This is a genomic window from Candidatus Avoscillospira sp. LCP25S3_F1, from assembly GCF_052117125.1.
Classification (GTDB): domain Bacteria; phylum Bacillota; class Clostridia; order Oscillospirales; family Oscillospiraceae; genus Avoscillospira_A.
In genome coordinates, this window is the sequence record NZ_JBQKJT010000030.1 from 1 (window position 1) to 23211 (window position 23211).

General features: G+C 52.0%; 26 protein-coding genes, 1 rRNA gene and 2 pseudogenes. 19 read left to right on the plus strand and 10 right to left on the minus strand.

What is annotated here, in order from left to right; translation table 11 throughout:
* The 4 genes and pseudogenes from rrf to ACTQ33_RS15905 all read left to right on the plus strand — a co-directional run.
* Positions 1-105 (plus strand): 5S ribosomal RNA (rrf, locus tag ACTQ33_RS15890); the annotation flags it as partial.
* A gap of 72 nt (positions 106-177) precedes the next feature.
* A complete protein-coding gene (locus ACTQ33_RS15895; RefSeq protein ID WP_441465510.1) occupies positions 178-645 on the plus strand; it encodes a hypothetical protein in 468 nt (155 codons plus the stop codon).
* 118 nt (positions 646-763) lie between these two features.
* A pseudogene (locus ACTQ33_RS15900) lies at positions 764-880 on the plus strand (helix-turn-helix transcriptional regulator); the annotation flags it as partial.
* Between the two features lie 74 nt (positions 881-954).
* A complete protein-coding gene (locus ACTQ33_RS15905) occupies positions 955-1203 on the plus strand; it encodes a DUF6061 family protein (RefSeq protein WP_441465511.1) in 249 nt (82 codons plus the stop codon).
* A 93-nt stretch (positions 1204-1296) separates the two neighbouring features.
* Here the strand turns inward: ACTQ33_RS15905 and ACTQ33_RS15910 are convergent, their stop codons facing one another.
* The 4 genes from ACTQ33_RS15910 to ACTQ33_RS15925 are packed head-to-tail and all read right to left on the minus strand — an operon-like array spanning position 1297 to position 4806.
* Complete coding sequence (locus ACTQ33_RS15910; RefSeq protein ID WP_441465512.1) at positions 1297-2136, minus strand: alpha/beta fold hydrolase; 840 nt, start codon at positions 2134-2136, stop codon at positions 1297-1299.
* A 33-nt stretch (positions 2137-2169) separates the two neighbouring features.
* Positions 2170-2931 carry a 4Fe-4S binding protein gene (locus tag ACTQ33_RS15915; RefSeq protein ID WP_441465513.1) on the minus strand — a complete coding sequence of 254 codons (762 nt, stop codon included), beginning with the start codon at positions 2929-2931 and terminating at the stop codon, positions 2170-2172.
* Between the two features lie 14 nt (positions 2932-2945).
* Entirely contained in the window at positions 2946-3788 is an 843-nt protein-coding gene (locus tag ACTQ33_RS15920) for a nitroreductase family protein (RefSeq protein ID WP_441465514.1), read from the minus strand.
* A 16-nt stretch (positions 3789-3804) separates the two neighbouring features.
* A complete protein-coding gene (locus ACTQ33_RS15925; protein ID WP_441465515.1) occupies positions 3805-4806 on the minus strand; it encodes an NADP-dependent oxidoreductase in 1002 nt (333 codons plus the stop codon).
* A 187-nt stretch (positions 4807-4993) separates the two neighbouring features.
* On the opposite strand from ACTQ33_RS15925, the gene ACTQ33_RS15930 reads away from it, so the two are divergent.
* Positions 4994-5440 (plus strand): Rrf2 family transcriptional regulator, encoded by a 447-nt coding sequence (locus ACTQ33_RS15930; protein WP_441465516.1) that lies wholly within the window; start codon positions 4994-4996, stop codon positions 5438-5440.
* A 55-nt stretch (positions 5441-5495) separates the two neighbouring features.
* Here ACTQ33_RS15930 and ACTQ33_RS15935 read toward each other — a convergent pair whose 3' ends face one another.
* Together ACTQ33_RS15935 and ACTQ33_RS15940 are read right to left on the minus strand one after the other, a co-directional pair.
* Positions 5496-6686, minus strand: coding sequence for a hypothetical protein (locus ACTQ33_RS15935; RefSeq protein WP_441465517.1), 1191 nt, complete (start codon positions 6684-6686; stop codon positions 5496-5498).
* Between the two features lie 32 nt (positions 6687-6718).
* A complete protein-coding gene (locus tag ACTQ33_RS15940) occupies positions 6719-7834 on the minus strand; it encodes a DUF6076 domain-containing protein (RefSeq protein WP_441465518.1) in 1116 nt (371 codons plus the stop codon).
* Between the two features lie 173 nt (positions 7835-8007).
* Between ACTQ33_RS15940 and ACTQ33_RS15945 the strand changes: the two genes are divergently transcribed.
* Both ACTQ33_RS15945 and ACTQ33_RS15950 read left to right on the plus strand, forming a co-directional pair.
* Positions 8008-8619: a CHC2 zinc finger domain-containing protein gene (locus ACTQ33_RS15945; RefSeq protein WP_441465519.1), complete on the plus strand. Its 612-nt coding sequence runs from the start codon at positions 8008-8010 to the stop codon at positions 8617-8619.
* On the plus strand, positions 8597-9961 hold the full coding sequence (locus tag ACTQ33_RS15950; protein ID WP_441465520.1) for a DNA primase family protein: 1365 nt from the start codon (positions 8597-8599) through the stop codon (positions 9959-9961). The genes ACTQ33_RS15945 and ACTQ33_RS15950 overlap by 23 nt, the downstream gene beginning before the upstream one ends.
* An 80-nt stretch (positions 9962-10041) precedes the next feature.
* Here ACTQ33_RS15950 and ACTQ33_RS15955 read toward each other — a convergent pair whose 3' ends face one another.
* The 4 genes from ACTQ33_RS15955 to ACTQ33_RS15970 all read right to left on the minus strand — a co-directional run bounded on the left by ACTQ33_RS15955 (position 10042) and on the right by ACTQ33_RS15970 (position 11377).
* Positions 10042-10254 carry a hypothetical protein gene (locus ACTQ33_RS15955; RefSeq protein ID WP_441465521.1) on the minus strand — a complete coding sequence of 71 codons (213 nt, stop codon included), beginning with the start codon at positions 10252-10254 and terminating at the stop codon, positions 10042-10044.
* On the minus strand, positions 10251-10448 hold the full coding sequence (locus tag ACTQ33_RS15960) for a hypothetical protein (protein ID WP_441465522.1): 198 nt from the start codon (positions 10446-10448) through the stop codon (positions 10251-10253). The genes ACTQ33_RS15955 and ACTQ33_RS15960 overlap by 4 nt, the downstream gene beginning before the upstream one ends.
* Positions 10449-10498: 50 nt before the next feature.
* The gene (locus tag ACTQ33_RS15965) at positions 10499-10951 is read right to left on the minus strand and encodes a DUF2829 domain-containing protein (RefSeq protein ID WP_441465523.1); all 453 of its coding nucleotides are present in this window, start codon (positions 10949-10951) and stop codon (positions 10499-10501) included.
* A gap of 150 nt (positions 10952-11101) precedes the next feature.
* Positions 11102-11377 carry a DUF6275 family protein gene (locus ACTQ33_RS15970; protein ID WP_441465524.1) on the minus strand — a complete coding sequence of 92 codons (276 nt, stop codon included), beginning with the start codon at positions 11375-11377 and terminating at the stop codon, positions 11102-11104.
* Between the two features lie 213 nt (positions 11378-11590).
* Between ACTQ33_RS15970 and ACTQ33_RS15975 the strand changes: the two genes are divergently transcribed.
* The 12 genes and pseudogenes from ACTQ33_RS15975 to ACTQ33_RS16030 all read left to right on the plus strand — a co-directional run bounded on the left by ACTQ33_RS15975 (position 11591) and on the right by ACTQ33_RS16030 (position 23073).
* Positions 11591-11977, plus strand: coding sequence for a helix-turn-helix domain-containing protein (locus ACTQ33_RS15975; protein WP_441465525.1), 387 nt, complete (start codon positions 11591-11593; stop codon positions 11975-11977).
* A 265-nt stretch (positions 11978-12242) separates the two neighbouring features.
* Complete coding sequence (locus ACTQ33_RS15980; protein WP_441465526.1) at positions 12243-12974, plus strand: hypothetical protein; 732 nt, start codon at positions 12243-12245, stop codon at positions 12972-12974.
* Between the two features lie 13 nt (positions 12975-12987).
* Positions 12988-13353 (plus strand): hypothetical protein, encoded by a 366-nt coding sequence (locus ACTQ33_RS15985; RefSeq protein WP_441465527.1) that lies wholly within the window; start codon positions 12988-12990, stop codon positions 13351-13353.
* Between the two features lie 18 nt (positions 13354-13371).
* Positions 13372-14829, plus strand: a complete 1458-nt coding sequence (locus ACTQ33_RS15990) for a recombinase family protein (RefSeq protein WP_441465528.1) — start codon at positions 13372-13374, stop codon at positions 14827-14829.
* Positions 14830-14896: 67 nt separating this feature from the next.
* Entirely contained in the window at positions 14897-18340 is a 3444-nt protein-coding gene (locus ACTQ33_RS15995) for an S-layer homology domain-containing protein (RefSeq protein ID WP_441465529.1), read from the plus strand.
* Positions 18341-18876: 536 nt separating this feature from the next.
* Complete coding sequence (locus ACTQ33_RS16000; protein ID WP_441465530.1) at positions 18877-19194, plus strand: DUF6809 family protein; 318 nt, start codon at positions 18877-18879, stop codon at positions 19192-19194.
* 16 nt (positions 19195-19210) lie between these two features.
* Positions 19211-19810, plus strand: a pseudogene (locus tag ACTQ33_RS16005) (plasmid segregation actin-type ATPase ParM); the annotation flags it as partial.
* A complete protein-coding gene (locus ACTQ33_RS16010) occupies positions 19800-20102 on the plus strand; it encodes a hypothetical protein (RefSeq protein WP_441465531.1) in 303 nt (100 codons plus the stop codon). The pseudogene ACTQ33_RS16005 and the gene ACTQ33_RS16010, both read left to right, overlap by 11 nt.
* 14 nt (positions 20103-20116) lie before the next feature.
* On the plus strand, positions 20117-21352 hold the full coding sequence (gene dcm, locus ACTQ33_RS16015; RefSeq protein ID WP_441465532.1) for a DNA (cytosine-5-)-methyltransferase: 1236 nt from the start codon (positions 20117-20119) through the stop codon (positions 21350-21352).
* Positions 21349-22311 (plus strand): amidoligase family protein, encoded by a 963-nt coding sequence (locus tag ACTQ33_RS16020; protein ID WP_441465533.1) that lies wholly within the window; start codon positions 21349-21351, stop codon positions 22309-22311. The genes dcm and ACTQ33_RS16020 overlap by 4 nt, the downstream gene beginning before the upstream one ends.
* A gap of 5 nt (positions 22312-22316) precedes the next feature.
* On the plus strand, positions 22317-22565 hold the full coding sequence (locus tag ACTQ33_RS16025; protein ID WP_116722042.1) for a hypothetical protein: 249 nt from the start codon (positions 22317-22319) through the stop codon (positions 22563-22565).
* A 1-nt stretch (position 22566) separates the two neighbouring features.
* On the plus strand, positions 22567-23073 hold the full coding sequence (locus ACTQ33_RS16030) for a gamma-glutamylcyclotransferase family protein (RefSeq protein ID WP_441465534.1): 507 nt from the start codon (positions 22567-22569) through the stop codon (positions 23071-23073).
* Positions 23074-23211: the final 138 nt, after the last annotated feature.

Here is a 23211-nt window from a genome sequence, read left to right on the forward strand (position 1 = left end):
TTGCAGCGAGGGTCCACCTGTTCCCATTCCGAACACAGAAGTTAAGCTCGTTTGCGCCGAAAATACTTTGCGGGCGACTGCACGGGAAAATAGGTAATGCCAACACAAAAAACGAGGATTGCCATAGCGATCCTCGTTTTTTGCTATATCTAAAAAAATAAAAAGGAGCACGACCAAATGAAAAAAGGGTGTCTGATCAAAGGCAGTATAGTTGTTGCGCTGCTCTGTATTTTGGGTTTCGCGGCGTTCATGGGTTGGCGTGTGCTATCTGACTATAACAGGGCCTTGAATGCAAATTGGGGTTTTAAGGTGCCCTGGCAATCCCAATATTCGGAGATTTATAAGACAGACTCCGGCCCTAGCTTTCACGGGGACGGTCTTCGCTACCATGTCTATTCTTATAAATACGAAGATTTTATTGACTTGATGTTTGCATGGAGTCCCGTGGAATGGGAGACCAATTACTATGACAGCTACAGCGAGGCTGTAACGGAATGGCTCAACGACCTAGAAGTTCCCGAGGAGTACCGCCCGGAATTTGCAAATTGCAGCTACTGGTATCGAACCAAGGACGACAAGAGCGAAATAATCTGCCTGTGGGATGCTGGTATGAACCGGCTCTATATTGCGGAATGTTTTTTATAAAAACAGTTTTATTTTAGGATAATTTCCGCATATTTAGCCATGTTAATTCCCGTTGCTTGTTTGAGAAGCGGCCGATCCGTATAATGAGCGTACTGACAGCGGAAAGGAGTGCAGGAGAATGATTCACGAAACGATCAAACAATTTAGAAAAGCAAAGGGAATGACCCAGGAGGAACTGGCGGTAAAATTAAATGTCGTTCGACAGACAGTGTCCAAATGGGAAAAAGGAGTTTCCCATAGTTAAGGATACCATACCACAAACCCACGCTTACATTACTTCCAGAACATTAAATTTTGGAGGTACATCCCATGAAACAACTGATTTCCTGTGAGTTTAGTATCGACACCGCCTGTGTGGAACTGAAATATTCTAACGGAAGCATAATCTTAATTAACTGTACCGCTGTTGAGGATGCGGTGGCAAATAGCCGTTTCCAGCGGTCTGAACTGGACTGGCTGATCTACAACGACTCGGTTTCTTATGCGGAATTGATTTTGAATAGTGACCCAAAAGAATATTTGCAAACTGTAACGGGACTTCTACAGTTAGATTATTAATTCAGAGCAACTAAAGTTATATTGATATGCTCCCCCTATGATTGGCAGTATTTTGTTTCACTGTCTCACATAAGGGGAGCATATCATGTTTGTTTATGTGCTTTTTAAAAAAGAGAGCAATTCGTCTGCAAATTCATCTGCATATTGAAATAGAGAACCATGTCCAGCATTGGGATAAATGACGAGTTTGCTCCCTGTGATCTTCTGGTGCATGAAATAGGAGTTCTCTGTGGGAACCATTCGATCTTGATCCCCGTTCACGATCAACGTCGGCTGGGTGATAAAACGAAGATCGTCTGCAGGTTTCTCACTCCAGCGTTTGATGGCACGAAGCTGACGAAGAAAACTGGAGACCGCCATTGGCTTGTCTGCATTTTCCTTTGAGCGGCTGTTCATGCGACCAAACACTTTCTCCGCCTCAATCTTTCCCTGCCGGTCCGGGTTATAGAAAATGAATCGCTTGGGATCCGCTCTGTGCAAGATGGCACGGGACACATGCCGGAAAGTAGTTTTGGTCACATAATCCACACCGACGCCTCCTCGAGGTGCGGTGCCAACCAAAATCAGGCGATTTACCAGAGTGTTGTCTAACCGGACGATCTCCTGTGCGATCATACCACCCATGGATAGTCCCAATAGATTGATTTTCTGGTATCCCATGGCTTTGAGAATGGAAATGGTCTTCCTGGCCGTTTCGGGAAGAGTAGAAGCCACTTTTCCTTGACTGGCTCCTACACCGGGCAACTCCGGCAAAACTACATGTTGTGTCTCTGATAAAAGATCGATCAGTTTAGGGTCCCATTGATCCAATGTCGCTGCCAAATGTGTCAGCATGACAAGGGGCAGTTCCGACTTTCCATTTCCAATTTCACGATAGGCAATTTTCCGGCCATTGACAGTTATGTACTGATTCTTTGTTAAAATATAGGGCATGATTTATCCTCCTGCAAGGTGATCTTCGGAAACTTACAGGTATAGATCGCATTCCTTCCGCTCAGAGCACACCTTTTTCAGCATCATGCTTGCCGCTGAGAGCATGACAGGATTGACCTTGCGAGCGCCCTGCGGACATACGGTGATACAGCGCATACAGGAGATGCACGCCTTGTCATCCACCTTTTTGGAATTTTCTCTGTCAATGGCCTGTACGGGACACTCTTCTGCACAGATACCACAGTTGGTACATTCCTTTGTGGGCTTGGGCACCATGCCGGCTTTGCCAGCTTTCTTGTAAGGGCGATTACCGGGAATCGCAGGTTCTGAAGTGTCTGCTGTAGAAAGCTTATGCTGAATCTGTTTGGCAAAATTGGAAAGCTGTTCTGCGTCCTGCGCGTCAGGCCGACCGGCGGCAAACTGACGGACGATGGAATGTTCCGCAACGGCGGCAACTGCCGCGATCACCTGAAAACCAGCCTGTTTTGCAGCATCCTCCAGTTCTACCAACGTATCCTCATAGGCACGGTTGCCATAGACACAAACCAGGATGGCCCGAGCACCGTTACCGTGCACTGCACCCAGCCGCTCTGCCGCCACTGCGGGAACACGGCCACCATAGGACGGCACGGAAATGACTGCTACATCCTCTTTTGTCAGTGAAACGGCATTAAAATCCTGCTTGCTGTCAGTCAGATCAACGGTGGTTATGTCCCCTTCCAGCGCACCTGTTAAACAGTCAGCCACCTTGTTTGTTCCCCCCGTGGGACTAAACACAATATCATAAAGTTTCATAAAAAGCCTTCCTTTTACTCACCAATACGCCAAGAAATCATATAATGCAGGTTCTCAGGCAGCTTGACATCCTCCTGGGGCAGCGATTCGAAGGTTCCCACCAGCCCCAATTCCAAAGCAGTCTGATGGAAATGAGACAGGGCAATACCAAGATCCACCTGTTTGATCACTTCCTCCCCTTTGGAGAGCCCCGGTTTGTAGTCGGCATAAAAATGATAGGCATTTTGCGTTTTACGCACCCGCCAAGGCTGTGCGTTTTTGGCGGAAGGAGCCAGTCGTACCATTTCCAGTGGCTGGGCATAGGCTCCGGCCATATCCTTGGTCAGCGGCGTATGAAAATCATTCTGGGAAAAAAGTTCTTTCCATTCTTTGCGGGAAGCGGATTTCATGGTGGAGCGCATCAATGTTTCGGTCAGGCTGCGTTTTGCGGCAGGGTATCCCACCGGTGAAATAGCCGGGAACAGTTCATTCTCAGGAATTTCCATAGCAGAGGCAAAGCTGTCCCGGTTGAAAGTTGCTGCCAGCCACACCGTACCCAGTCCCATATGAGTGGCAAACAGAATGAGATTTTCAAATTCATACCCGGCCGCCAACGGCGCCAGCTCCGTATCCGGGATGGAAACTCCGAGGAAGGTGCTCGCTCCCTTGATGACGCCGTAGGTACCCAGCTTTTCCCCCTCTGCATTCAGCTCCTTATCAATGATGTACTCATGGACAGGGACGCCAAATGGGTTATCAATCTGCTTCATACAGGTAAGAAGTGCTTCTCGATCCTGGGGCAGCAAAGGCCGGTTCTCATAAGTGCGGACACTGTGACGTTTTTGAATTGTCTCCATAACGGGAATTGACAGTTTCATGGTTTGAACTCCTCTCTCACAACTGAATCATAACTTTTCCATTGAGCGGCCCCTTCGCCACAAGCTGCAACGCCTCATTGGCCTGATCCAGAGAAAAGACGCGGGTGTCAACGGCAGGCTTGATCTGCAGCTTCTCCACAATCTCGGTGATTTTTCGCAGCTGTGCTCCATTAGAGCGGACAAATATAAAGCGATATTCCTTACCCTGTTTTTTGGCAGCTTTGTCATATTTACTGCCTGCCAGCGTAAACAGCAACTTTTTCAGGCCGCTAAAGTGATGCCGCAGAGCAAATGCTTTGTTGGGGCCAGTCCGCAGGCTTACCAACCGCCCACCCTTTTTCAAAACCGACAATTCATGCTCGAATTCGGTGGGGCCCAGCGTATCAATCACATGGTCAACATCAGCCAATACTTCCCAATAGTTCTCTGTTTTGTAGTCAAGATACCGGTCAACGCCCATAGAGAGGAACTGCTCTTTTGCCCGTGCATTGCCAGTCACAATGACGCGCAGTCCCAGCGCCTTGGCAATCGGAACTGCCATTTGACCGAAGCTGCCGGAGCCGCCGGGGATCAGAATCGTTTGACCAGGCTTCGCCTCCAGTTCTTCCACGATAGCCTGATAGGCCGTCAAACCGGTCAACGGAATAGTAGCAGCAGTATTGAAATCATACCCTTTCGGCATTTTGGCAATTGCGTCTTGATCTACCGCCACATATTCTGCAAAGGCACCAATTTTGCTGATCGGCAGGCGGGTATAGACTCTGTCCCCTTTTTGAAAACCTTTCACTTTGCTGCCTACCTGCTCCACAATGCCGGAACATTCATTACCCAAGGTCAGAGGCATCGGATAATTCTGAATCAGTTTTACGCTTCCTGTCAGGATCAGCAGTTCCACCGGATTAACTGCCGCTGCCTTTACCTGGATCAGGACTTCAGAATCTGAAATCTGGGGTTTGGGGATGTCGCTCAGGATCGTATTGATTTCTTTTGAGTAGCTTTTGATTTGAACCGCTTTCATATAAGACCTCTCTGCATAAAATTTGTCTTTATAAAATCTCTCTTGCTTTTTTTCGCAAGAACCGATAAAATGGTAGATGTAATAAATCGAATTACATCTCCCTTAGTTTAGCACCTGGATGATGTAAAGTCAATAGTTACATCAAAAAATTACAATGTGTTTGTTTTTGAAAGGATATCAAGTATCTATGCAGATCAGTATAAAATGTTCCGTCGCGGTTCACTGCCTGATTTTTATCCATGAGGCGAAAGGAATTGCGAAGGTAACCAGTAATCTTTTGGCTGAAAGTACAGGAAGCAATCCCGTTGTGATCCGCAACATTCTCAGTGCACTGAAAAAGGCAGGAATTATTACGGTGCCCCGTGGAACCGGTGGTGCAGAGCTGTGCACCGACCCCTCCCAAATTACCTTATACCAAATTTATTCTGCACTGGAGCCGGATGGCGTGACTTCCATTATTGGAATTCACGCCTGTGATGGACGCCCTTGTCCAGTTGCACAAAATATTCGTAAAGTCCTGGAGCCGCCGTATCATAGGATTGAAGATGCAGTTAAGAATGCAATGGAAGAAATTACGCTGCAATCCATGATTGATGATTTTCATGACGTAGTTCAGCAAAGCTCTACTACCTAAAGGAGCTTATAATAAAAACAGCCATGGCAAATACCATAGCTGTTCTATCGTTCTATCATTGAATGATAACTGTACTATTTTGCGAAAATGAGATGCTATTGGGACTTAACAGGCATTGAATAATTTGCTTTGCAAACTGCTTGCTGATCGTCGTATCCCACTCCGCCAATCGGATGATCTCCGCTGTTCCGGTCTCAAAATCAAACGAAATCTCACCCCATTCGCCGTCGTTGTCCACCTGATACAGGTAGACAGCGGCGGCGATTTTCTTTTTGTGTTTGGTCTGGGATTTACGTTTCAGGCGAATCATGTGAAGCACCCCGGCTTCTGTCAGCAAACAGGCCAAATGCTCCACGGCTTTGTGGTAGGCCCGTTCTGCACCGCTGGCCGTGCTGCCCTCAAAGAGGACTGCCAGTTCTTCAAAGGTCAGTCGGGTGCTGATGGGCCTGACCCGCCCACAAGTCATACAGATGGCGTTTCTCTTTTCCAAAAGGGTCTGCTCCCGGTAATTCAGCTTTTCAAATGCCTCCCGGATAGCTTTAGCCTGGATGCCGTTCCAGAGAATCTCCGCATAGTCCCAGTGATCATCCCGGCTGACATCCTCGCCGGTTTCTTCGCTGTCCTCATCCTGAATGGTCTGATAAAACGGAATACGGCTTCGGTTTTGTTTGGCCAATGCCAAAAACTTTGCTGCGGTTTCCTCGGTACAACCGTTTTTCTGGGCATATTTCTGGATTGCCGCCTGTTCAGACTGGCTGGATTGATTGTAGAGCCATGCAATTCCACGCACAGCTTTGTACTCATCCACATTTTCAAAGGAACCGGCCTCCTCTTGCATCCGGCAGGTCAAAAGGGCGTTCCCGATAAAATGATGGGCATAGGTCAGAAAATCTGCTCCTTGTGCGGGATCGTATTCCCGGAGACAGTCCAACATGGCAAGCACACATCCCATTTTGTAGTCCCAAAAGCGTTCCGGGTCATAGCGATCCAGCCCCTCCCGCAGCAGGAAACGGCGAACACGGCCATTAAGCCGATTTTCATAGCAGTGCAGGAAAAAGGAGAACCAGCGCAATTCACGGCTCCGCACAGCCTCAATGATGTAGTCGTTCATATTTTCCAGAACAGGCGGTTCCGGGTCAAGCTGAAAGATGCGTTCCACTTCCCGCATGGTCACGCTCCTGGGTTCCGTCAGAAAGCTGTATTTGGCACAGTAAGAAGACAGATCCCATGTCCACACTGTATCCATTTTCCCTCACCGCCTTTCTGATATTTTGCTGCTTATTTCTTTTTTACTGCTTCTAAAAGTGCATCCTGGGTCATTTCCTGCTCGTAGACAGTGCTGGCATAGCGCTGATCTGAAAGCGCACGGAACATCTTATCTTTTGCCAGCTTTTTCATAGTTGCTGCCGTTTCTTTATCCAGCTTTCCACGGCGGGTGCTTTGCAAAATGGTGTTCATACGGCGGGTATAAATGGCCTTGATGGGGTGATCGTCTGCAAGCTCCCGCTGCTCCCGGCCTCTTAGATTGCCGATTTGCCGACACGTCCGTCCCCGTTGGTCGCCGGGGGCCAGACCACCGCAGTATTTGGTATGCCGTGCATCAATGGTGAGAAACCATCTGCCGCAGATGGGGCATTTCTTGGGTGCATGGCCCACACAAAGCCCCTCAAACAGATCGGAACGGAACATCCCCACAAAGGAGACATAGTGCATCCGCTTGACCAGCTGAGGCTCCGTCTTTCCAGGTCGAGTGGCGGCTACATACTGCACCGAAGCATTGGTCAGGGTCATCCAAGCCGGGTTATCCAGCGACAGAGTTGGCTCACTTTTGAAGAACTGCCCGAACATTGCCGCATAACCGTCCGATGTACGGTCATAGCCGGGTTCATTCAACCGTTCTGCAAATTTCGTCAGGGCCTCCTTATATTGCCCCAGAGAATAACTCAAATGCCCCAGCACCTGCGCTATTCGGACGAGCATTGTTGCCTTGCTGTGCTGACCAGTCAAAGCACAAATCAGCTGCTCCTGCTGGGTAAGCTGCAAATAGGCTTTGGCGTCCTCCATATATTCCTCGGAAAAGATGGCTGCAAGTTTTTGCTCAAAATGGCTTCGATTCAGTCGAGAGAAGGGTGGTGTAACCTGCAAAAATGAGATGATCTCGCCAGCGGCCTGCTGCACCTGCGGCAGAAGCTTCATATCCACCGAGCCGGTGTTCATCCCCTGAAGCAGCTGGTTCAGCACATTGCAGGGAGTATCCAGCTTTTCAATGGTACTGTCCGGGATGTTCAGCACCTCGCAGCCAATGGTTCCCGTGGGCATGGTACTCCCCTCATAGGTCACGGTGTCCTGCCAGAAATCCAGCGATAAAACCGCATGGTTGATGATCTGATCCATCTTCTCCCTCCTGTCATGTTTTTCTATTTTCATAATAGCACACAACAAAGACCTTGTCATGTTTTTTGAAAACAGCTTGTCATGCCATTAGCCTGTTTTTTTCGATTTTCCCCATAACCTATATAGAGGGGTGAGAAAACTGCCTCATCAAAAAGGAAATGGAGGGAATCTGTATGAATTTGTTTGAAGTGGTGAAAGCCAGTATCAACACACAGGAAGCAGCACAGACATATGGAATCGATGTCAACCACCATGGCATGGCACTGTGTCCGTTCCATAATGACCGTCATCCGAGCCTGTATGTATCGGATGACCACTACCACTGTTTTGCCTGTGGGGAGCACGGGGATGTGATCGACCTGACTGCCAAACTGTTTGACCTTCGGCTGTATGATGCGGCCCGAAAACTGGCGTCGGACTTTCACCTTGCACCGGACAAGCCCTTGCCGGAAGCCATTCGTTGGAAAAAGAAACACAAAACCAGAGCACAGCAGCTTCGTGAAAACGAGCAGCTGTGCTTTTCTGTTTTGAACGAGTATCGGCGGTTGCTCCTGGATTGGGAAAAACGGTATGCACCACAAACGCCGGAAGATGTGCTGGACGAGCGGTTTGTGGAAGCCTGCCACCGTCTGCCATGGGCAGAGTATCAGTTGGACATCCTGCTGCAAGGCGATTGCTATGAACGAGGCGAAGTCGTGAGCGAACTAACGGCAGACGGGTACATCCGCAAATTGCAGGCCCACCTGAGAGAGGAGCGATACCATGAACAACCCTGTTTGGATTGATGATAAGGGGAAAATCGTCGAGCCGGAATATTGCCGGGATTTCCTGTCCCGGCATCCAATGCGCTGCATCAATGATCGCTTTTATACTGTGGATGGCTCGTTGCCGGATGAAAGCAAATTGAAGCGGACAATTTATGAGGAAATCTCGCCCTGGCTTCATGCCAAGGTCGCACAGACGGTGGAGCAGGTGATTAAGGCGTTGAAGCTGGCTGCATACACAGCCCCTCTGCCCCTGCAATGTGACCGCATCCATCTGGCGAACGGCACTTATTTTCTGCACGGTACATTCACAGAGGAAAAAGAATACTGCAACAACCGTCTGTCGGTGTCTTATCGGGCAGATGCTCCTTCACCGGAACACTGGCTGTGCTTCCTTTCGGAACTGTTGGAGCCGGAGGATATTCCCGCCTTACAGGAGTATCTGGGCTACTGCCTGATTCCATCCACCAAAGGACAGAAAATGCTTATGCTGATCGGGAAGGGAGGCGAGGGCAAAAGCCGCATCGGTGTGGTGATGAACGCCATTTTCGGGCTCAACATGAATACCACTTCCATCCAGAAGGTAGAAAACAATCGTTTCGCCAGAGCCGATTTAGAGGGCAAGCTGCTGATGGTGGACGATGATCTTGACATGAACGCCTTAACCAAAACCAACTATGTAAAATCCATTGTGACAGCAGAACTGCGAATGGATTTGGAACGGAAGAAAGAACAGAGCTATCAGGGGCAGCTGTATGTGCGTTTTCTCTGCTTCGGCAACGGGGCATTAACTGCGCTTCACGACCGCAGCGACGGTTTCTTTCGCCGACAGATCATTCTGACCACTAAAGACAAGCCTGCGGATCGGTTCGATGACCCGTTTCTTGCTGAGAAACTGATTGCCGAAAAAGAGGGAATCTTCCTCTGGATGCTGGAGGGACTGCGGCGGCTGATCGCCAATCACTATCACTTTACCATCAGCCAGAGAGCCAAGGACAATATCTCTTCCGCTGTTCGGGATGCCAATAACATTCTGGACTTTCTCGATTCTGAGGGTTATGTGGCATTCAAGGCCGATTATGAAGCCAGCACCAAAAATCTGTATGCAGCGTATAAGCGGTGGTGTGAGGACAACGCAGAAAACCCACTATCCCCAAAGAGCTTCGCAAACCAGCTTAGCCTCCCTGATATTCTCCAGAATCTTCTTTTCCTGTTCGCTCATGACGTTCCCTCCTTTCGTTCAATCGGAATCCCCATGCTGTCCAGCAGCGCCCGGTACTCCGCCCACCGGTGGGGCCGGATGGGCCGCAGGAACGGCGCGGTATGGAATACCAGCACCAGCGCCGTTCCAATCCTGGGATAGTCGTCCGTTTCATAGGCCCAGGACAACTCCCCGGCCTCGATCCGCTGCCGGATTCTCTGATGGTATCCGTAGTATATCGCTTATCCCTCCCCACGCTTTAGTGCATCCACCATCAAGCCTTTGGTGTTGTTCCATAGTTTTTGTGCAGCCAAGGCCGCTTTCCATTGCACCTTGATAAAAGTTTCCAGTTGCTTCTGCTGTTCTTGGCTTAATGCTTCCACATCTACCAGACTTCCATCCTTTGTGCTCCGGACATACGCCTTGACGGTTGCCATCTTCGTTCGCTCACTCATGGTCCACCCTCCCCACACTTGATGGTGGCCACGTCGCCAAACATGGCGTTTCCCCAGGTCTCTACAAGCCAGTTTCCCAGGGTCCGCCGCTGCTCCGGGTTTAGTGTGTCCACATCCACCAGATTCCCGTCCTGGTCGTGAACATACGCCTTGACGGTGATCTTTTGTTCCGGCTTTTTTCGCTTGGTGGCCACGGCCCCCACTCCTTTCCCTCTTGTCCACCACCCGCCGCAATCCGGCGGGCTTAGTCCAAAATCATCCAGTCATCTGCCAGCATGTCAGACTGTGATGCAAGCCATCCCATCTGTACACCAGATGTGCCTATAAATGCCAGTGCCTTGTTTCCAATGGCATCATGCTGAGCGTTCACGGTCTCCCCTGCTGCGTTGATGTAGCTGATAGCTGTTGCCAGCTCCACATACTGTCCCTTTCCGTTCCATCCGGCACGGGTGATCTTCCGGCCCTTCTTTGCCGCCTCGATGGCCAGGCCAAACGGCATGCCGTCCGCGGGTCGATACGCTTCCTCAAATACCTCCGCAGGGCTCCAGCTCTCATAACCGTCGGAATACCGGACTTTATAGCCGCTTTCCACACGGTAGCCGCACGGCACTTCGCATTCAGACTTGGGAAAAACCTTGCCATCCACGCGCCATGCGGGTTCCGCTTCAATGATCTTTGTTCCTATGTACTGTTTCATGGTTTTCTCCTCCGTAAAGATTTCCCGGCGGCACCATAGCCCGTACAGGCAACTACCCGGTGGTCGTGTCTTTTGCTCCGATTGGTTACGGATACCGGGTTCCATAAAAACGCGGGCGCCCATGTTGTCGCGCCGCCGGTGTGGCAGCGACTACTCTGTTACCTCATGGCGCACATTCTCGAACTTCTTGTATGCGTCCAGGTAGATCTCGTCCTTGTCTCCGTTGTACGTCACCTCGTAGTACATTCCGTCAAACAAGGTGGTGGACAGCAGCGCCTTGAAGTTTTGCAGCGTCTTGCAGTACCACACCACAAACACCTTGTAGTCCGGAACGTCATCCGTTTTATCCAGATGTTTGTCTGTGTAATCTGCGACAAGATCGATTGCAGTTTTCAAGAATTTTTCATCGGTTGTGATTCTCGGCATACCCGCACCTCCTCCGTAAAGATTTCCCGGCGGCGGTCGGTCTGGATTTGACCGCCGCCGGGATGGTGGGAAAGAATCGGCGGTGTCCGTCCGCTGGTTCAGTCCTCATTCACAATGTATCATGAATCTTTCATGTTGTCAATATGAATAATTCATGTTTTTCTTGACCGCCATTATTCTTCGTGCTACAATCCAACTGTAAGGAGTGATGCCATGGACACTATTGGCTCTCGGTTATCTGCCTGTATCAAGGCACTCGGCATGACAAAAACAGCCTTTGCCGAGCGGTTGAACTTGACACAATCTTATATTTCAAAGATTACCAGCGATTCAGCTGAACCCAGCGAACGCACTATTATCGCTATGTGCGACAAGTTCAACATCAACGAAACCTGGCTGCGTACCGGCCAGGGCGACATGTTCCGGCCCGTCAGCCGGGACGAAGAAATAGCGGAGTTCATGGGCGACGTAATGTCCGGCGCGTCCGATGATTTCCGCCGGCGGTTTATTGCTGTCCTGGCCCGACTGTCTCCCCGGGAATGGGAGATCCTCGAAGCCAAATGTCGGGAGCTGGCCGCCGATCTGCCCCCGGAAGAATGAAAAGAGCCGGACACGGTTTCCCACCGTGCCCGGCTCTTTTCGTTTACCCCGCCCCGCTCCCGCACCCGCTCACTTTCTCTTATGTAATAGCCCCCGGATGAAAGCAATAACCAGTTTCAGTTCCCGCTCGTCGAGTTCTTCCAGTAAGCGCTTGGCGATTTCTTTCATATGACCATCCCTTTCCATGCTCTATCTATATTCCAGGAGGTGCCGCCGATTACCATTATGCCGCATTCGCACCACTAAAAAAAGAAAGAGTGATTTTGTGAAACTCCTAAAGCGCATTCTTTTAATTATCGCCGGTATAGCCTTGATGGGTTTCTTTTATTTTGAGCCCATAGCGGCATGTATTGCGGTTATTCTGCTTACGGTTCAGCTTATCGATTATAGGAACGTTATTTTGCGTCCAAATCCATTTGACCGTAAAATCGAAGCATCCGAAAAAAATAGTCGCTATTCTCTTCATCAGTATCTTTGTGAAATCACATTGCAAAATCATGCCACTATTGATGATTTATTTATAGCTTTTTCTGAACATCTTTTCAAAAAATCTGATTTATATGTTCCGGTGACAATTTCCATTTCTTCAAATGGTGATACCGAAGTTCACTCCGACAGTGCTTTTTTTCCTTTTCAAGTCGAAAACTCCTATCTTTCTTTTAAAAATTTAATACCATGCCCCGCTTATGCTGACTATTTTAATTGTGGTTCTGTTGCTTGTCGCGAAGTCGAAATTCCAATGCAAACAAAATATTTGAATTTGGAACATACATGCCTTGCGAAATCTATTTCAATTACTGGTGACAGCTTTCCAAAACTTCAATCCTCCTATTCCTTCATATGTGTACCTCAAGATTTCACAGTTAAGGTTCCTCGTGAACTCAACGAAGCAGCTCTCTCCAGCACCTCTTGGTCATCCATTCGGTTTATTGGTCCCAACAAAGAAAACATAGATCCATTTCGTGATATCCGCAGTATCAATTATGATATTTACTAGAGGTGTGTATAACATGAAAGATAAATTTTTTGATGGTCTTCTTTATGTTGCCGGTGGTATCGTTGTTTTGTTGCTTATTGTAGGCCCAATCAACTCAGCTGCTGAAGAAGAAGCCGATATTGCATACGATAACGGATATGATTCTGGATATTCAGATGGTAGTTGTGATGGTTACGATAAAGGATATGACGCTGGATATGAAAGCGGATACCAAGAAGGTCATGGAGACGCGGGATTAGAGCATGAAGATGACTATGGCTATGGGTATTCCGATGCATGTGATGATATTCTTGATGATTTGGAGTCCGTTGTTGATGAATACAATCTTCCCGATGATGTCGCATCTGCTATTTTAGATGTTGTTTATTATTACTCTTAAAAGAGGTGAATAATTCCCATGTCCCCAACCGTCCAAATCGCCGCCGCCTATATCCGCGTGTCCACCGCCGATCAGACCGAGTACAGCCCCGACGCCCAGCGCCACGCCATCGAGAAGTGGGCCGGGGAACACGGCTATCTGCTGCCGCCCCAGTACATCTATGTCGATGAGGGCATATCGGGCCGGACTGCCGAGAAACGCCCGGCCTTTCAGGCCATGATTGCCGCCGCCAAAAGCAGGGAACATCCCTTCGACGCCATTCTGGTACACAAGTTTGACCGGTTCGCCCGCTCCCGGGAGGACAGTGTGGTCTATAAGTCCCTGCTGCGCAAGAAGAATAATGTCCGTGTCATCAGCATTACCGAATCCATCGAGGACGACCGGTTTTCCGTCATCCTGGAAGCCATGCTGGAGGCCATGGCCGAGTATTACAGTATCAACCTTGCCCACGAAACAAAAAAGGGCATGACCGAAGCGGCCCACCGTGGCGTCCGCCAGTGTGTCCCGTCTTTCGGCTATCATCTTTTCGATAAGAAAATGGTTCCCCATCCGGAGGAGTCCGTCCTGGTCCAAAAGATTTTCCGCGACTTTATCAACGGCAAAGCCTATAAAGTCATTGCCGAGGAACTGAACGCCATGGGCGTTCGCACCCATCGTGGCAGCCGGTTTGAAAACCGCACCATTGAATATATCCTGCGAAACCCCGTCTATATCGGTAAACTGCGCTGGAATCCCTCCGGAAAAACTCGCCGGGATTATGACAACAAAAATATTATCCTGGCCGACGCGGACCATACGCCCATCATTGACCAGGATACATGGGACGCTGCACAGGAAATGGTACGTCATATTAAAAGCCTGTATCCCGCCTATTCCAAGCCCAATTACGCCCGGCACCACTGGTTGATTGGGATTGTCCGCTGTGCCTCCTGTGGCGGCTCCATGGTCTGGACCAAGCCCAACGCCCTCCAATGTGGCAGCTATGCCCGAGGCAGCTGCACCACAACCAACCGCATCATTGCCGATAAACTGGCTTCCGCTGTTCTGGAGCGTCTGGCCTATGACGCCGATCACGCCACCGCTGCCGCCGTTGTCCTCCACCAGTCCCCCACCGCCAGCCGCTCCCAGCGCTCCGTGTTGGAAACGCAGATCAGCGCCACCGAGCGCAAGCTGTCCCGCCTGCGGGACGCCTATCTCATAGGGGCCGAAACCCCCGAGGAATATCTGTCCGCCAAAACCGCCATGGAACAGGAATTGCAGGAATACCGCCACCAGCTGGCCGCCCTGGACATTACCCCGGACCCCGCCGCCACCGCCGCCGCCCTGCGCTCTAAAATCTCCGAAGTACTTTCCACCCTCCAGGCCCCCGACGAGACCATAGCAAAAAAGCACGATGCCCTGAAGAGCATCGTGCAGAATATGACGTTCAACCGTGAGCAAAACCTTTTGACCATGGTCTATCGCCTGTCTATTTAATTTACCCTAAACTTATAGCTATCGGGAGTATGGTGGCCGGGACTGGTATATCGTGGGCGTGGGCGATATGGGCGCAGTGAAAGGCCCGGCAAACACGGTCACCCTGTTTGCCCCCACCCTGCTTACCAATTCGAGTGGATATCTTATCCAGGCGCAGACCAGCGCCAATTACAGCGAAGGCCAGTTGCGCACGGTCTTGCAAGGGCTTGGGGACACCCTGGGCCTTTCGGAACAGGATAAGGCCCTGATTTCCAGCCGTACCCTGACCACAGCGGACGAGATCACCGGTGATTCTGTGGAAACCCCCTTCTGGCCCCTGTCCAAGTCGGAATTTGACGCCATCCGGGAGGTGAACCTATCTCTTCTGAAGGATCTGAAGGCAGACACGGGTTCCTACAATGGATTTTGCTACTCGCTGCGCACACCAGACGGCGCGGATAAGGTGTATAGAGTAACAGAGCATGGGGTGCTTAAGTCCGATAGACCCTATAACGCTTTTGTGCGCCCAGCCTTTTATCTGGACATCTCGGAGCTGTTCTTTGCCGCGGGATTTATGAGCGTGGCCTGGAAGGGAGACCCTCCCCAAAAAATTGAGCCGCCCAGTATCGACTATAATGTATGGACATTTGTTCTGTATGACAAGGAAAATTTGAGCCTGAAGATGGGCTGCAAAGAGGAGCAGACGGGCGAGAGCCTGACCTTCAAGTACGAGGGAACCCAGGGCGAGAACCATTGGCTGTCCTATGTGCTGGAAAAGACCGACAACCCGGGCATCCCCGTCTATTACGGCTCTGTGGCCAGCCTGAAGGAGAGCGGCAGCGGCACGGTGACGGTGCCCCTCCTGGGTTACGGCAGCGATTTGGAGGACGGCGACTATACCCTGCGCTTTTACACCGAGGATCAGTCCAACATGGGGTTCTATCTTGCCAGCGACACGGTGGACATGACCATCCATGTGGAGGGCGGCGAGGTTTCCATCACGAACATGGGGGACGTAGATCCGATTCTTGGCATCATCGATGTGACTATTGAACCGAGAGATGTTACGCTGGAGGCTGGAAAAACCCAGCAATTTACCGCCACCGTCACCGGCGGCGGAGATTGGTATGACCCGTCCGTGGTGTGGAGTGTAAAGCCCAAGATTATTGTCCAGGGCGAAAGCCTGGACCCCGGCACCACCATCACCCAGGACGGCCTGCTCACGGTTTCGACAGAGGAGAAAACGCCGTTTCTACTTGTCACCGCCACCTCCGCACAGGACCCCAGCAAGTCTTATTGGATTGATGTAACGGTGATCCCCCATACCCACATTGGGACCTTCCAGGCGGGCTCCCCGGCCACCTGTTCTCAGAATGGTGTGAAAGATTACTACACCTGCACCTGCGGGAAAGCCTTTGAGGACGAAGCCTGCACCAAGCTTATTGAGGATTTGGACAACTGGAAAGTGATCCCGGCACTTCCCCATCAGTGCAATTTCGTTCCCGGTACGCCTGCCACCTGCACTACAGACGGCGTGAAAGACTACTACCAGTGCAGCGTCTGCCACCAATATTTTGAGGACGCGGACTGCAACACGCCCATTACAGATTTGGACAACTGGAAAGTGATCCCCGCACTTCCCCATCAAGGCACTTTGGTTCCCGGTACGCCTGCCACCTGCACCACAGACGGCGTGAAGGACTATTACCAGTGCAGCGTCTGCCACCAGTATTTTGAGAACGCGGACTGCACCAAGTCCATTGCGGATTTGGACAGCTGGAAGGTGATCCTGGCACCCGGACACACCTGGACAGGCTCCTATCTGGCAGAAAACGCGGACGGAAGCAAGCACTACCATGTCTGTACCATCTGCGGCACAAGGGACGGGGGTGAGGCTCATGCCTGGAACGTGGATGCCCCCACAGAGCAGAACGACAAGCATTGTACCATCTGCGGCTATGTGGCCGAAGCCCCCATCGGACATATCCATGCGGGCACCCTGGTTCCCGGCCAGGAGGCGACCTGCACCCAGTCGGGCAGCAAAGCCTACTACACCTGTACTTGCCAGCAGAACTTTGAGGACGAAGCCTGCGCCACCCCGATCATTGATTTGGGTAGTTGGCGGGTGATCCCCCCAACGGGGCACATCTGGTCAGACACCTATCTGGCGGAACAGGCGGATGAGAGCAAGCACTATCATGTGTGCACCGTCTGCGGCGAAAGGGATGTAGGCGAAGCCCATACCTGGAACGCGGAAGCCGCCACAGAGGACCACGACAAGCATTGTACCGTCTGCGGCTATGTGGCTGAGGAGCAGCTGGAGCATACCCACACTTATGGTACAGAGTGGACATGGGACGGGGATGTCCACTGGCATGAGTGTGCCTGCGGGGCAAAAGCGGATGTGGCCGTCCACGCCTATGACAATGACCAGGACACCACCTGTAACGTCTGTAGCTATGTGCGCCAGCCGATGCCGCAGGAGTACACCGTGGCCTTTGACGCCAACGGCGGCAGCGTAAGCCAAACCAGCGCCGTCACCACAGGCGGGAGGCTGGCAAGCCTGCCCACCCCCACCCGCGCCGGATATGACTTTGTGGGCTGGTACACCGCGGCCAGCGGCGGCGACACGGTGACCATTGACACCGTCTTTACCGGGAATACCACCATTTATGCCCATTGGAACATCCATGAAAGCAGCGGCAGCGGTGGCGGAAACGGCGGCGACACCGATCCCACCTACTCCATCACGCTGCCCGGCCGGGTCACCGGCGGCTCCGTCACAGCCAACAAACGCTACGCCGAACAGGGCGAGATCTTCCGCTTCACCGTCACCCCTGACGTAGGCTGGGAGCTGGACGCCCTGGCGGCCACCGACAGCAAGGGAAAAGAAATCGACCTGACCCATAAGGGCGGCAACGAGTACACCTTCAAAATGCCCGCCGGGCGGGTGGAGATCGAGGTCTCTTTCCGGAAAATTGTGGTGGAGCCGGAGCCTCTGCCCTTTACGGATGTAGCCGAAAATGCCTGGTACGCCCAGGCGGTACGCTATGTCTATGAAAACGGCCTGATGGCTGGCACCAGCGCCACTGCGTTCACTCCCGACGCCACCACCAGCCGCTCCATGATCGCCACGATTTTGTGGCGTATGGCAGGCAGCCCCGTGGTCAACTACGCCATGGACTACACCGATGTGGCCCAGGGCCAGTGGTATTCCGAGGCCATCCGCTGGGCAGCCAGCGAGGGCATTATGGGCGGCTACGGCAACGGCCTGTTCGGCACCAATGACCCCATCACCCGTGAGCAGTTTGCCCTTATGCTGTGGAACTACGCGGGCAAGCCGGAATCCAACCGCAGCCTCACCGCCTATCCCGACTGGACTTCTACCAGCGACTGGGCCCAGCAGGCTATGGCCTGGGCGGTAGAAGAGGGGCTCATTTCCAATCTGAACGGTACTCTGGCCCCTCAGGGAACCGCTACCCGGGCTCAGGCGGCGGTGATGCTCATGCGGTTTTGCGAGCTGGACAAGTGAATCGACAAATCGAAGTACCCTCAAATTCTGCAAAGGAATAAAAAGATTTCGCCATTTACTGAGACCCTGTGCCCCGCTAACCGTATATGGAGGCGTCTGCTATATGCAAACGCCTCCATATTAATTTGATCGCAATATCAGTTTTCTTGTTGTCCTTTTGAAGATGCTTGGATAGGCACCCCCGCAAAAGGACAACAAAAAACCGATTTTGCGCATCAGCGTGGAAGAGCCTGCGGAAAATCCGCAGGCCCTTCTTTTTGCGCACGTCAGAAAAGGGCGAAAACAGCCGGTTAACTGTCCTCGCCCCCGCTATTTGAGAAGTGCTGCGAAAAACGATCTCTCGATACGGGTTAAGCCCCAGCCGTATATGGGGAAAATGAGGGCATGTGGTGTTCCATATGCCTTCATTTTGGCCTATGCTTCACAAAAACAACTTCCGAAATTTGGATGCAGTTAAATTGCAGTGATGCAAATATTGTTGTGGCTTTTTCTATCCGCTTGTGGTATGTTGTCTTGCTACAAGGGGGTAGGATAATATGCGCAATACACTGAAACTGCTGTATGATAGATTTTATACACCTGTGCCCATGGCAGAAGCTGAACAGGAAATTGAAGTTTGCCACCGTCAGCTCATTGAGCGACTGGAAAAACCGGAGAGAAAACTGGTGCTGCGGATCATGGATACCCAGAATCTAATGGCAGAAGAGCGCTCCATGGACAGTTTTCTCTGTGGCTTTCACCTGGCTTTGGAAATGGCAAACGAATTGAATTACTATAAACAGGACAGGCAGTCATTGTCAGTTGAAGAAGTTGAGACAGATGCCAGTTCTGATGATTGTAACAGGAAGCAGTAGGCATTTAGCACCTCTCACCTATCTGCTCCGGGATGGGAAAACGGTGAGTTTCCGCTATGAGGGGCAGGAATACTCCATCGCCATCCGCAAGGTGTCCCTGTTCCCACAGGGCTATGCCGCGGTCTTGACCCAGAGCATTCTGCTGGATGAGCCTTCTGTGATCGTGGCGGATATCGGTGGCTGGACGGTGGATCTGATGCGTTTGGACAACCGTATCCCCAATGCATCGACCTGCCGCAGTCTGGAACTTGGCATGATCCGCTGTCTGGATGAGATCGGTGAGCAGATCCGCCGCGCACTGGGCCTGTCTATGACGGCGGCACAGATGGAAAGCGTGCTGCGCGGCGATGCTGTCCATATCAACGAGGATGCCAGAAAAATTATTGACCGGCAGGCAGACGCCTATGTCCATCGCCTGCTCTCCGCCATTACGGAGAGTGGACTGGATACCCGTGCCATGCCTGCTGTTTTTCTGGGCGGCGGCGCGGCGCTGCTGAAGCGGAATGTATCCGCTGCGGACGGCCTTTGCCGCCCAGTCATCCTTGACGATGTGTCCCTCAACGCCAAAGGCTATGAGCGGCTGGCAGAGCGGCTCACAAAGAACGATGAGCAGTAACAAAAAGCGGATCAATCTGTCCTTTTCCATGTCCTCGCCCATACAGCGCAGGGCGTGGAAGAAGCTGACGGAGATCCCCGCGGGGCAGCGCACCGCCGCGGTCTGCCGCATGGTCTGTGAGTATAAAGGGCAGCAGGAACTGCTGGATGCCGTTCGCCAGACCATCCGGCAGGAACTGCGGGGAGTGCAGCTTACCAAAGAAGAAGCGCAGGATAGCGGCAGCGCCGGGGATGTAGATGAAAGCGTCCTCGGCTTTTTGCTTGCCCTGCAGGAAGGAGATGAGATGACCTGATCCGATATTTTGATATGTTTGCCGGCATCGGCGGCTTCCGCACGGGATTGACCCGCGCGGGCGGTTTCCGGTGTGTAGGACACTGCGAGATCGACAAATACGCCAATGCCAGCTATGAGGCCATTTATGAGCCGGGAAAGGAGGAACGATATTATCACGATGCCACAAAAATCGACCCCGCAGACCTGCCGGACTTTGACCTCCTGTGCGGAGGATCCCCTTGTCAGGCATTTTCAATCGCTGGCAGAAGAAGGGGTTTTGACGACACCCGCGGCACTCTCTTCTTTGAAATTGCCCGATTGGCTCAATCCAAACGACCTTCGTATCTTCTGCTCGAAAACGTTCCGGGACTGCTGTCGCATGACAAAGGCCGGACGTTTTCTGTCATCCTCGCCACGCTTAATGACCTGGGGTACCGCGTGGAATGGATGGTGCTTAACAGCAAACATTTTGGAGTCCCGCAATCCAGAAGGCGGCTGTTCCTTATCTGCTATCTTGATCCCCGATGCGCCGGAAAAATATTTCCTGTCTTCGGCACAGGTGGAAAAGCTCTTATACAAGTCCTCGGAGGCTCGCAAGGCTCCCGTGTCTACGACGCAGACGGAATAGCCTGCACGCAGACTGCCGGCGCTGGAGGTGTGGGTGGGAAAACCGGATTATATCTGGTAGGTTTTAATCGGAAAGATGGGATCGTCGGAAAGAGGGATACCGCAATTTCACTGAACGCCAGCGATTTCAGAGGCATCAACCGGAATCAAACGCAAAACGCTGTGCTGATAGACCTTTGCAGCGGGCATCCAAAGCAAACGGACACCGCCCGCTGCCTCACCGCCCGATATGGACAGACAACGCTGTCTAATCATAGAGCAGAGCGTTCCGGCGTTCTGCTCATCAAGGAAGCCACGAAAAAAGGCTATAAAGAGGCAAATCCCGGTGACAGCGTCGATCTCGGCTTTTCCGGGAGCAACACTCGCCGTGGTCGTGTGGGACAGGATATCGCCCATACATTGGAGACGAGCTGCATCCAGGGCATCGTGGAACGTGGCGGACGCATCCGGCGTCTGATGCCGCGGGAGTGTCTGCGGCATCAGGGCTTCGATGAGTGGCAGATCGACCGCATCCTCGCCATCCAGTCTGATGCACAGGCGTATAAGCAGGCGGGCAACAGCGTCACCGCCAATATCATTGAAGCCATCGGACACCGTATCCGGGAGGTGGATGCGGAACTGAAAGCGGGTGCTGCCGCATGATCGGGTTGAAGGACCAGTGCTTCGGCGTGGAAGTTGAAATGACCGGCATCACCCGTGAGCAGGCGGCAACAGCACTGGCTTCGTATTTTGCAACGGACGCCCGCTATGTGGGCGGCGCTTACGATAAATGGTGTGTGACGGATCGGGACGGCAAAGAGTGGACGGTCATGAGTGACTCCAGCATCCACGGGGAGCAGAAGATCGGCAGCGGCTATCGTGCAACGGGTGACTACAGATACCGCGTGGAGATGGTAACGCCAAAGCTCACCTATGCGGAACTGCCCAAGCTGCAGGAGTGTGTCCGGCAGGTACGCCACGCAGGAGCCAAGGCCAACAGCTCCTGCGGCATCCATGTCCATGTGGACGCAGCCAATCATAACCGGCAGAGTCTGAAAAACCTCATCGGCATCATGTACTCCAAGGAGGATATCCTGTTCAAAGCGCTGCAGGTCAATGAAAGCCGGGCGTCCCGCTGGTGTCAGAAGGTGCGGGAACCCATGCTGAAGCAGGCACGCAGGCTCTCGTCGGATGAGACAAGGGACCTGACGCAGCTGGAGAATATCTGGTACGAGGGAGATAACGGCAGCGCAGACCATTATAACTGGACCCGCTATTACGCACTGAATCTGCATTCGGTCTTTTACCGGGGGACGGTGGAATGGCGCTGTTTCAATTCCACACTCCATGCGGGAAAAGTTGCCGCCTATGTGAATCTGTGCCTTGCCATCTCCGCCCAGGCTATCGCCCAGCGCAGCACGGTCATGCGCAAGACCCACAGTGACAATGAACTGTTCACCTTCCGGGTCTGGTTGGTGCGGCTGGGGCTCAACGGCGAGGAATTCAAGCATACCCGTGACCACCTGTTGGCAAATCTGGACGGTGACCGTGCGTGGCGTTTCGATAAGGACAGCTATGCAGTCAACAAAAAGAAGAAAAAATCCAGAGAAATGGAGAGGTGAAGCCTTTGAAGATTCAAATTGAAGATACCGTGTACGAAGGAACCGCAGCCGGGATCATGGAACAGCTTCGGGATCTCAGCTTTGATCCCACAGAGTTCCCGGATGTGGAGACCTACATCTGGTTTGTACAGAATAATGTCATCCGCACCACGGGAATGGACTGTCCGCTGCCGGATGGCGATGCAGAGACGCAGGCGGCAGCCCTGCTCCGTCACCTGGAACGCTTTGGCGCTTTGACGATGCTGGAGGTGTGACGTGGAGGAAAACCTGTATTTTGCCTACGGCAGCAACCTTGATCTGGAGCAGATGGCGCAGCGCTGTCCGGACGCCGAGACCGTGGGGGCGGTCAGGCTGGAAAACTACGAGCTGCGGTTCCGCGGCAGCGGCTTTGCTACCGTTGCGCCGAAAAAAGGCAGCGTTGTCTATGGATTGCTGTGGAAGCTCACGCCAAACTGCGAACAGTCTCTGGACCGGTACGAGGGGTATCCCCGCCACTACACGAAAGAAACCGTGACGGTTAAAGACGCGGCTGGCGCAGAGATCCCCGTCATGGTCTATATCATGGCAGAGCCTTATTGCCGCCAGCCTGCACTGCCGTCCCCGTATTATTACCGCGTGATCCAGCGAGGCTTTGAAGCCAACGGCCTGCCGGTGGAGTCATTACAGGCTGCGTGGGACAGGGCCGTTGACGAGGTGTTCTCCGGAAAACTGGATAAGCCGAGGAATAAGAAATCGGAACGACACAAAGAGCCGGAACGGTAATGGCTCTGCCGCAGCAGAAAGAAATAGGGAGCCGCTGATTAAATGAAGCATTACAGCTTATAAAGGGCAGCAATCGTGTCAAATCATGCAAGATATGCTCAAAATTCAGTCATATTTTGCTGTTTTTGCGCCATTTTG

What these genes read in the sequence shown, in the direction of transcription:
- ACTQ33_RS15895 (WP_441465510.1), top strand. Translation starts at nt 178, where the DNA reads ATGAAAAAAGGGTGTCTGATCAAAGGCAGTATAGTTGTTGCGCTGCTC.
- ACTQ33_RS15905 (WP_441465511.1), top strand. Translation starts at nt 955, where the DNA reads ATGAAACAACTGATTTCCTGTGAGTTTAGTATCGACACCGCCTGTGTG.
- ACTQ33_RS15910 (WP_441465512.1), bottom strand. Translation starts at nt 2,136, where the DNA reads ATGCCCTATATTTTAACAAAGAATCAGTACATAACTGTCAATGGCCGG.
- ACTQ33_RS15915 (WP_441465513.1), bottom strand. Translation starts at nt 2,931, where the DNA reads ATGAAACTTTATGATATTGTGTTTAGTCCCACGGGGGGAACAAACAAG.
- ACTQ33_RS15920 (WP_441465514.1), bottom strand. Translation starts at nt 3,788, where the DNA reads ATGAAACTGTCAATTCCCGTTATGGAGACAATTCAAAAACGTCACAGT.
- ACTQ33_RS15925 (WP_441465515.1), bottom strand. Translation starts at nt 4,806, where the DNA reads ATGAAAGCGGTTCAAATCAAAAGCTACTCAAAAGAAATCAATACGATC.
- ACTQ33_RS15930 (WP_441465516.1), top strand. Translation starts at nt 4,994, where the DNA reads ATGCAGATCAGTATAAAATGTTCCGTCGCGGTTCACTGCCTGATTTTT.
- ACTQ33_RS15935 (WP_441465517.1), bottom strand. Translation starts at nt 6,686, where the DNA reads ATGGATACAGTGTGGACATGGGATCTGTCTTCTTACTGTGCCAAATAC.
- ACTQ33_RS15940 (WP_441465518.1), bottom strand. Translation starts at nt 7,834, where the DNA reads ATGGATCAGATCATCAACCATGCGGTTTTATCGCTGGATTTCTGGCAG.
- ACTQ33_RS15945 (WP_441465519.1), top strand. Translation starts at nt 8,008, where the DNA reads ATGAATTTGTTTGAAGTGGTGAAAGCCAGTATCAACACACAGGAAGCA.
- ACTQ33_RS15950 (WP_441465520.1), top strand. Translation starts at nt 8,597, where the DNA reads ATGAACAACCCTGTTTGGATTGATGATAAGGGGAAAATCGTCGAGCCG.
- ACTQ33_RS15955 (WP_441465521.1), bottom strand. Translation starts at nt 10,254, where the DNA reads ATGAGTGAGCGAACGAAGATGGCAACCGTCAAGGCGTATGTCCGGAGC.
- ACTQ33_RS15965 (WP_441465523.1), bottom strand. Translation starts at nt 10,951, where the DNA reads ATGAAACAGTACATAGGAACAAAGATCATTGAAGCGGAACCCGCATGG.
- ACTQ33_RS15970 (WP_441465524.1), bottom strand. Translation starts at nt 11,377, where the DNA reads ATGCCGAGAATCACAACCGATGAAAAATTCTTGAAAACTGCAATCGAT.
- ACTQ33_RS15975 (WP_441465525.1), top strand. Translation starts at nt 11,591, where the DNA reads ATGGACACTATTGGCTCTCGGTTATCTGCCTGTATCAAGGCACTCGGC.
- ACTQ33_RS15985 (WP_441465527.1), top strand. Translation starts at nt 12,988, where the DNA reads ATGAAAGATAAATTTTTTGATGGTCTTCTTTATGTTGCCGGTGGTATC.
- ACTQ33_RS15990 (WP_441465528.1), top strand. Translation starts at nt 13,372, where the DNA reads ATGTCCCCAACCGTCCAAATCGCCGCCGCCTATATCCGCGTGTCCACC.
- ACTQ33_RS15995 (WP_441465529.1), top strand. Translation starts at nt 14,897, where the DNA reads ATGGGCGCAGTGAAAGGCCCGGCAAACACGGTCACCCTGTTTGCCCCC.
- ACTQ33_RS16000 (WP_441465530.1), top strand. Translation starts at nt 18,877, where the DNA reads ATGCGCAATACACTGAAACTGCTGTATGATAGATTTTATACACCTGTG.
- ACTQ33_RS16010 (WP_441465531.1), top strand. Translation starts at nt 19,800, where the DNA reads ATGAGCAGTAACAAAAAGCGGATCAATCTGTCCTTTTCCATGTCCTCG.
- dcm (WP_441465532.1), top strand. Translation starts at nt 20,117, where the DNA reads ATGTTTGCCGGCATCGGCGGCTTCCGCACGGGATTGACCCGCGCGGGC.
- ACTQ33_RS16020 (WP_441465533.1), top strand. Translation starts at nt 21,349, where the DNA reads ATGATCGGGTTGAAGGACCAGTGCTTCGGCGTGGAAGTTGAAATGACC.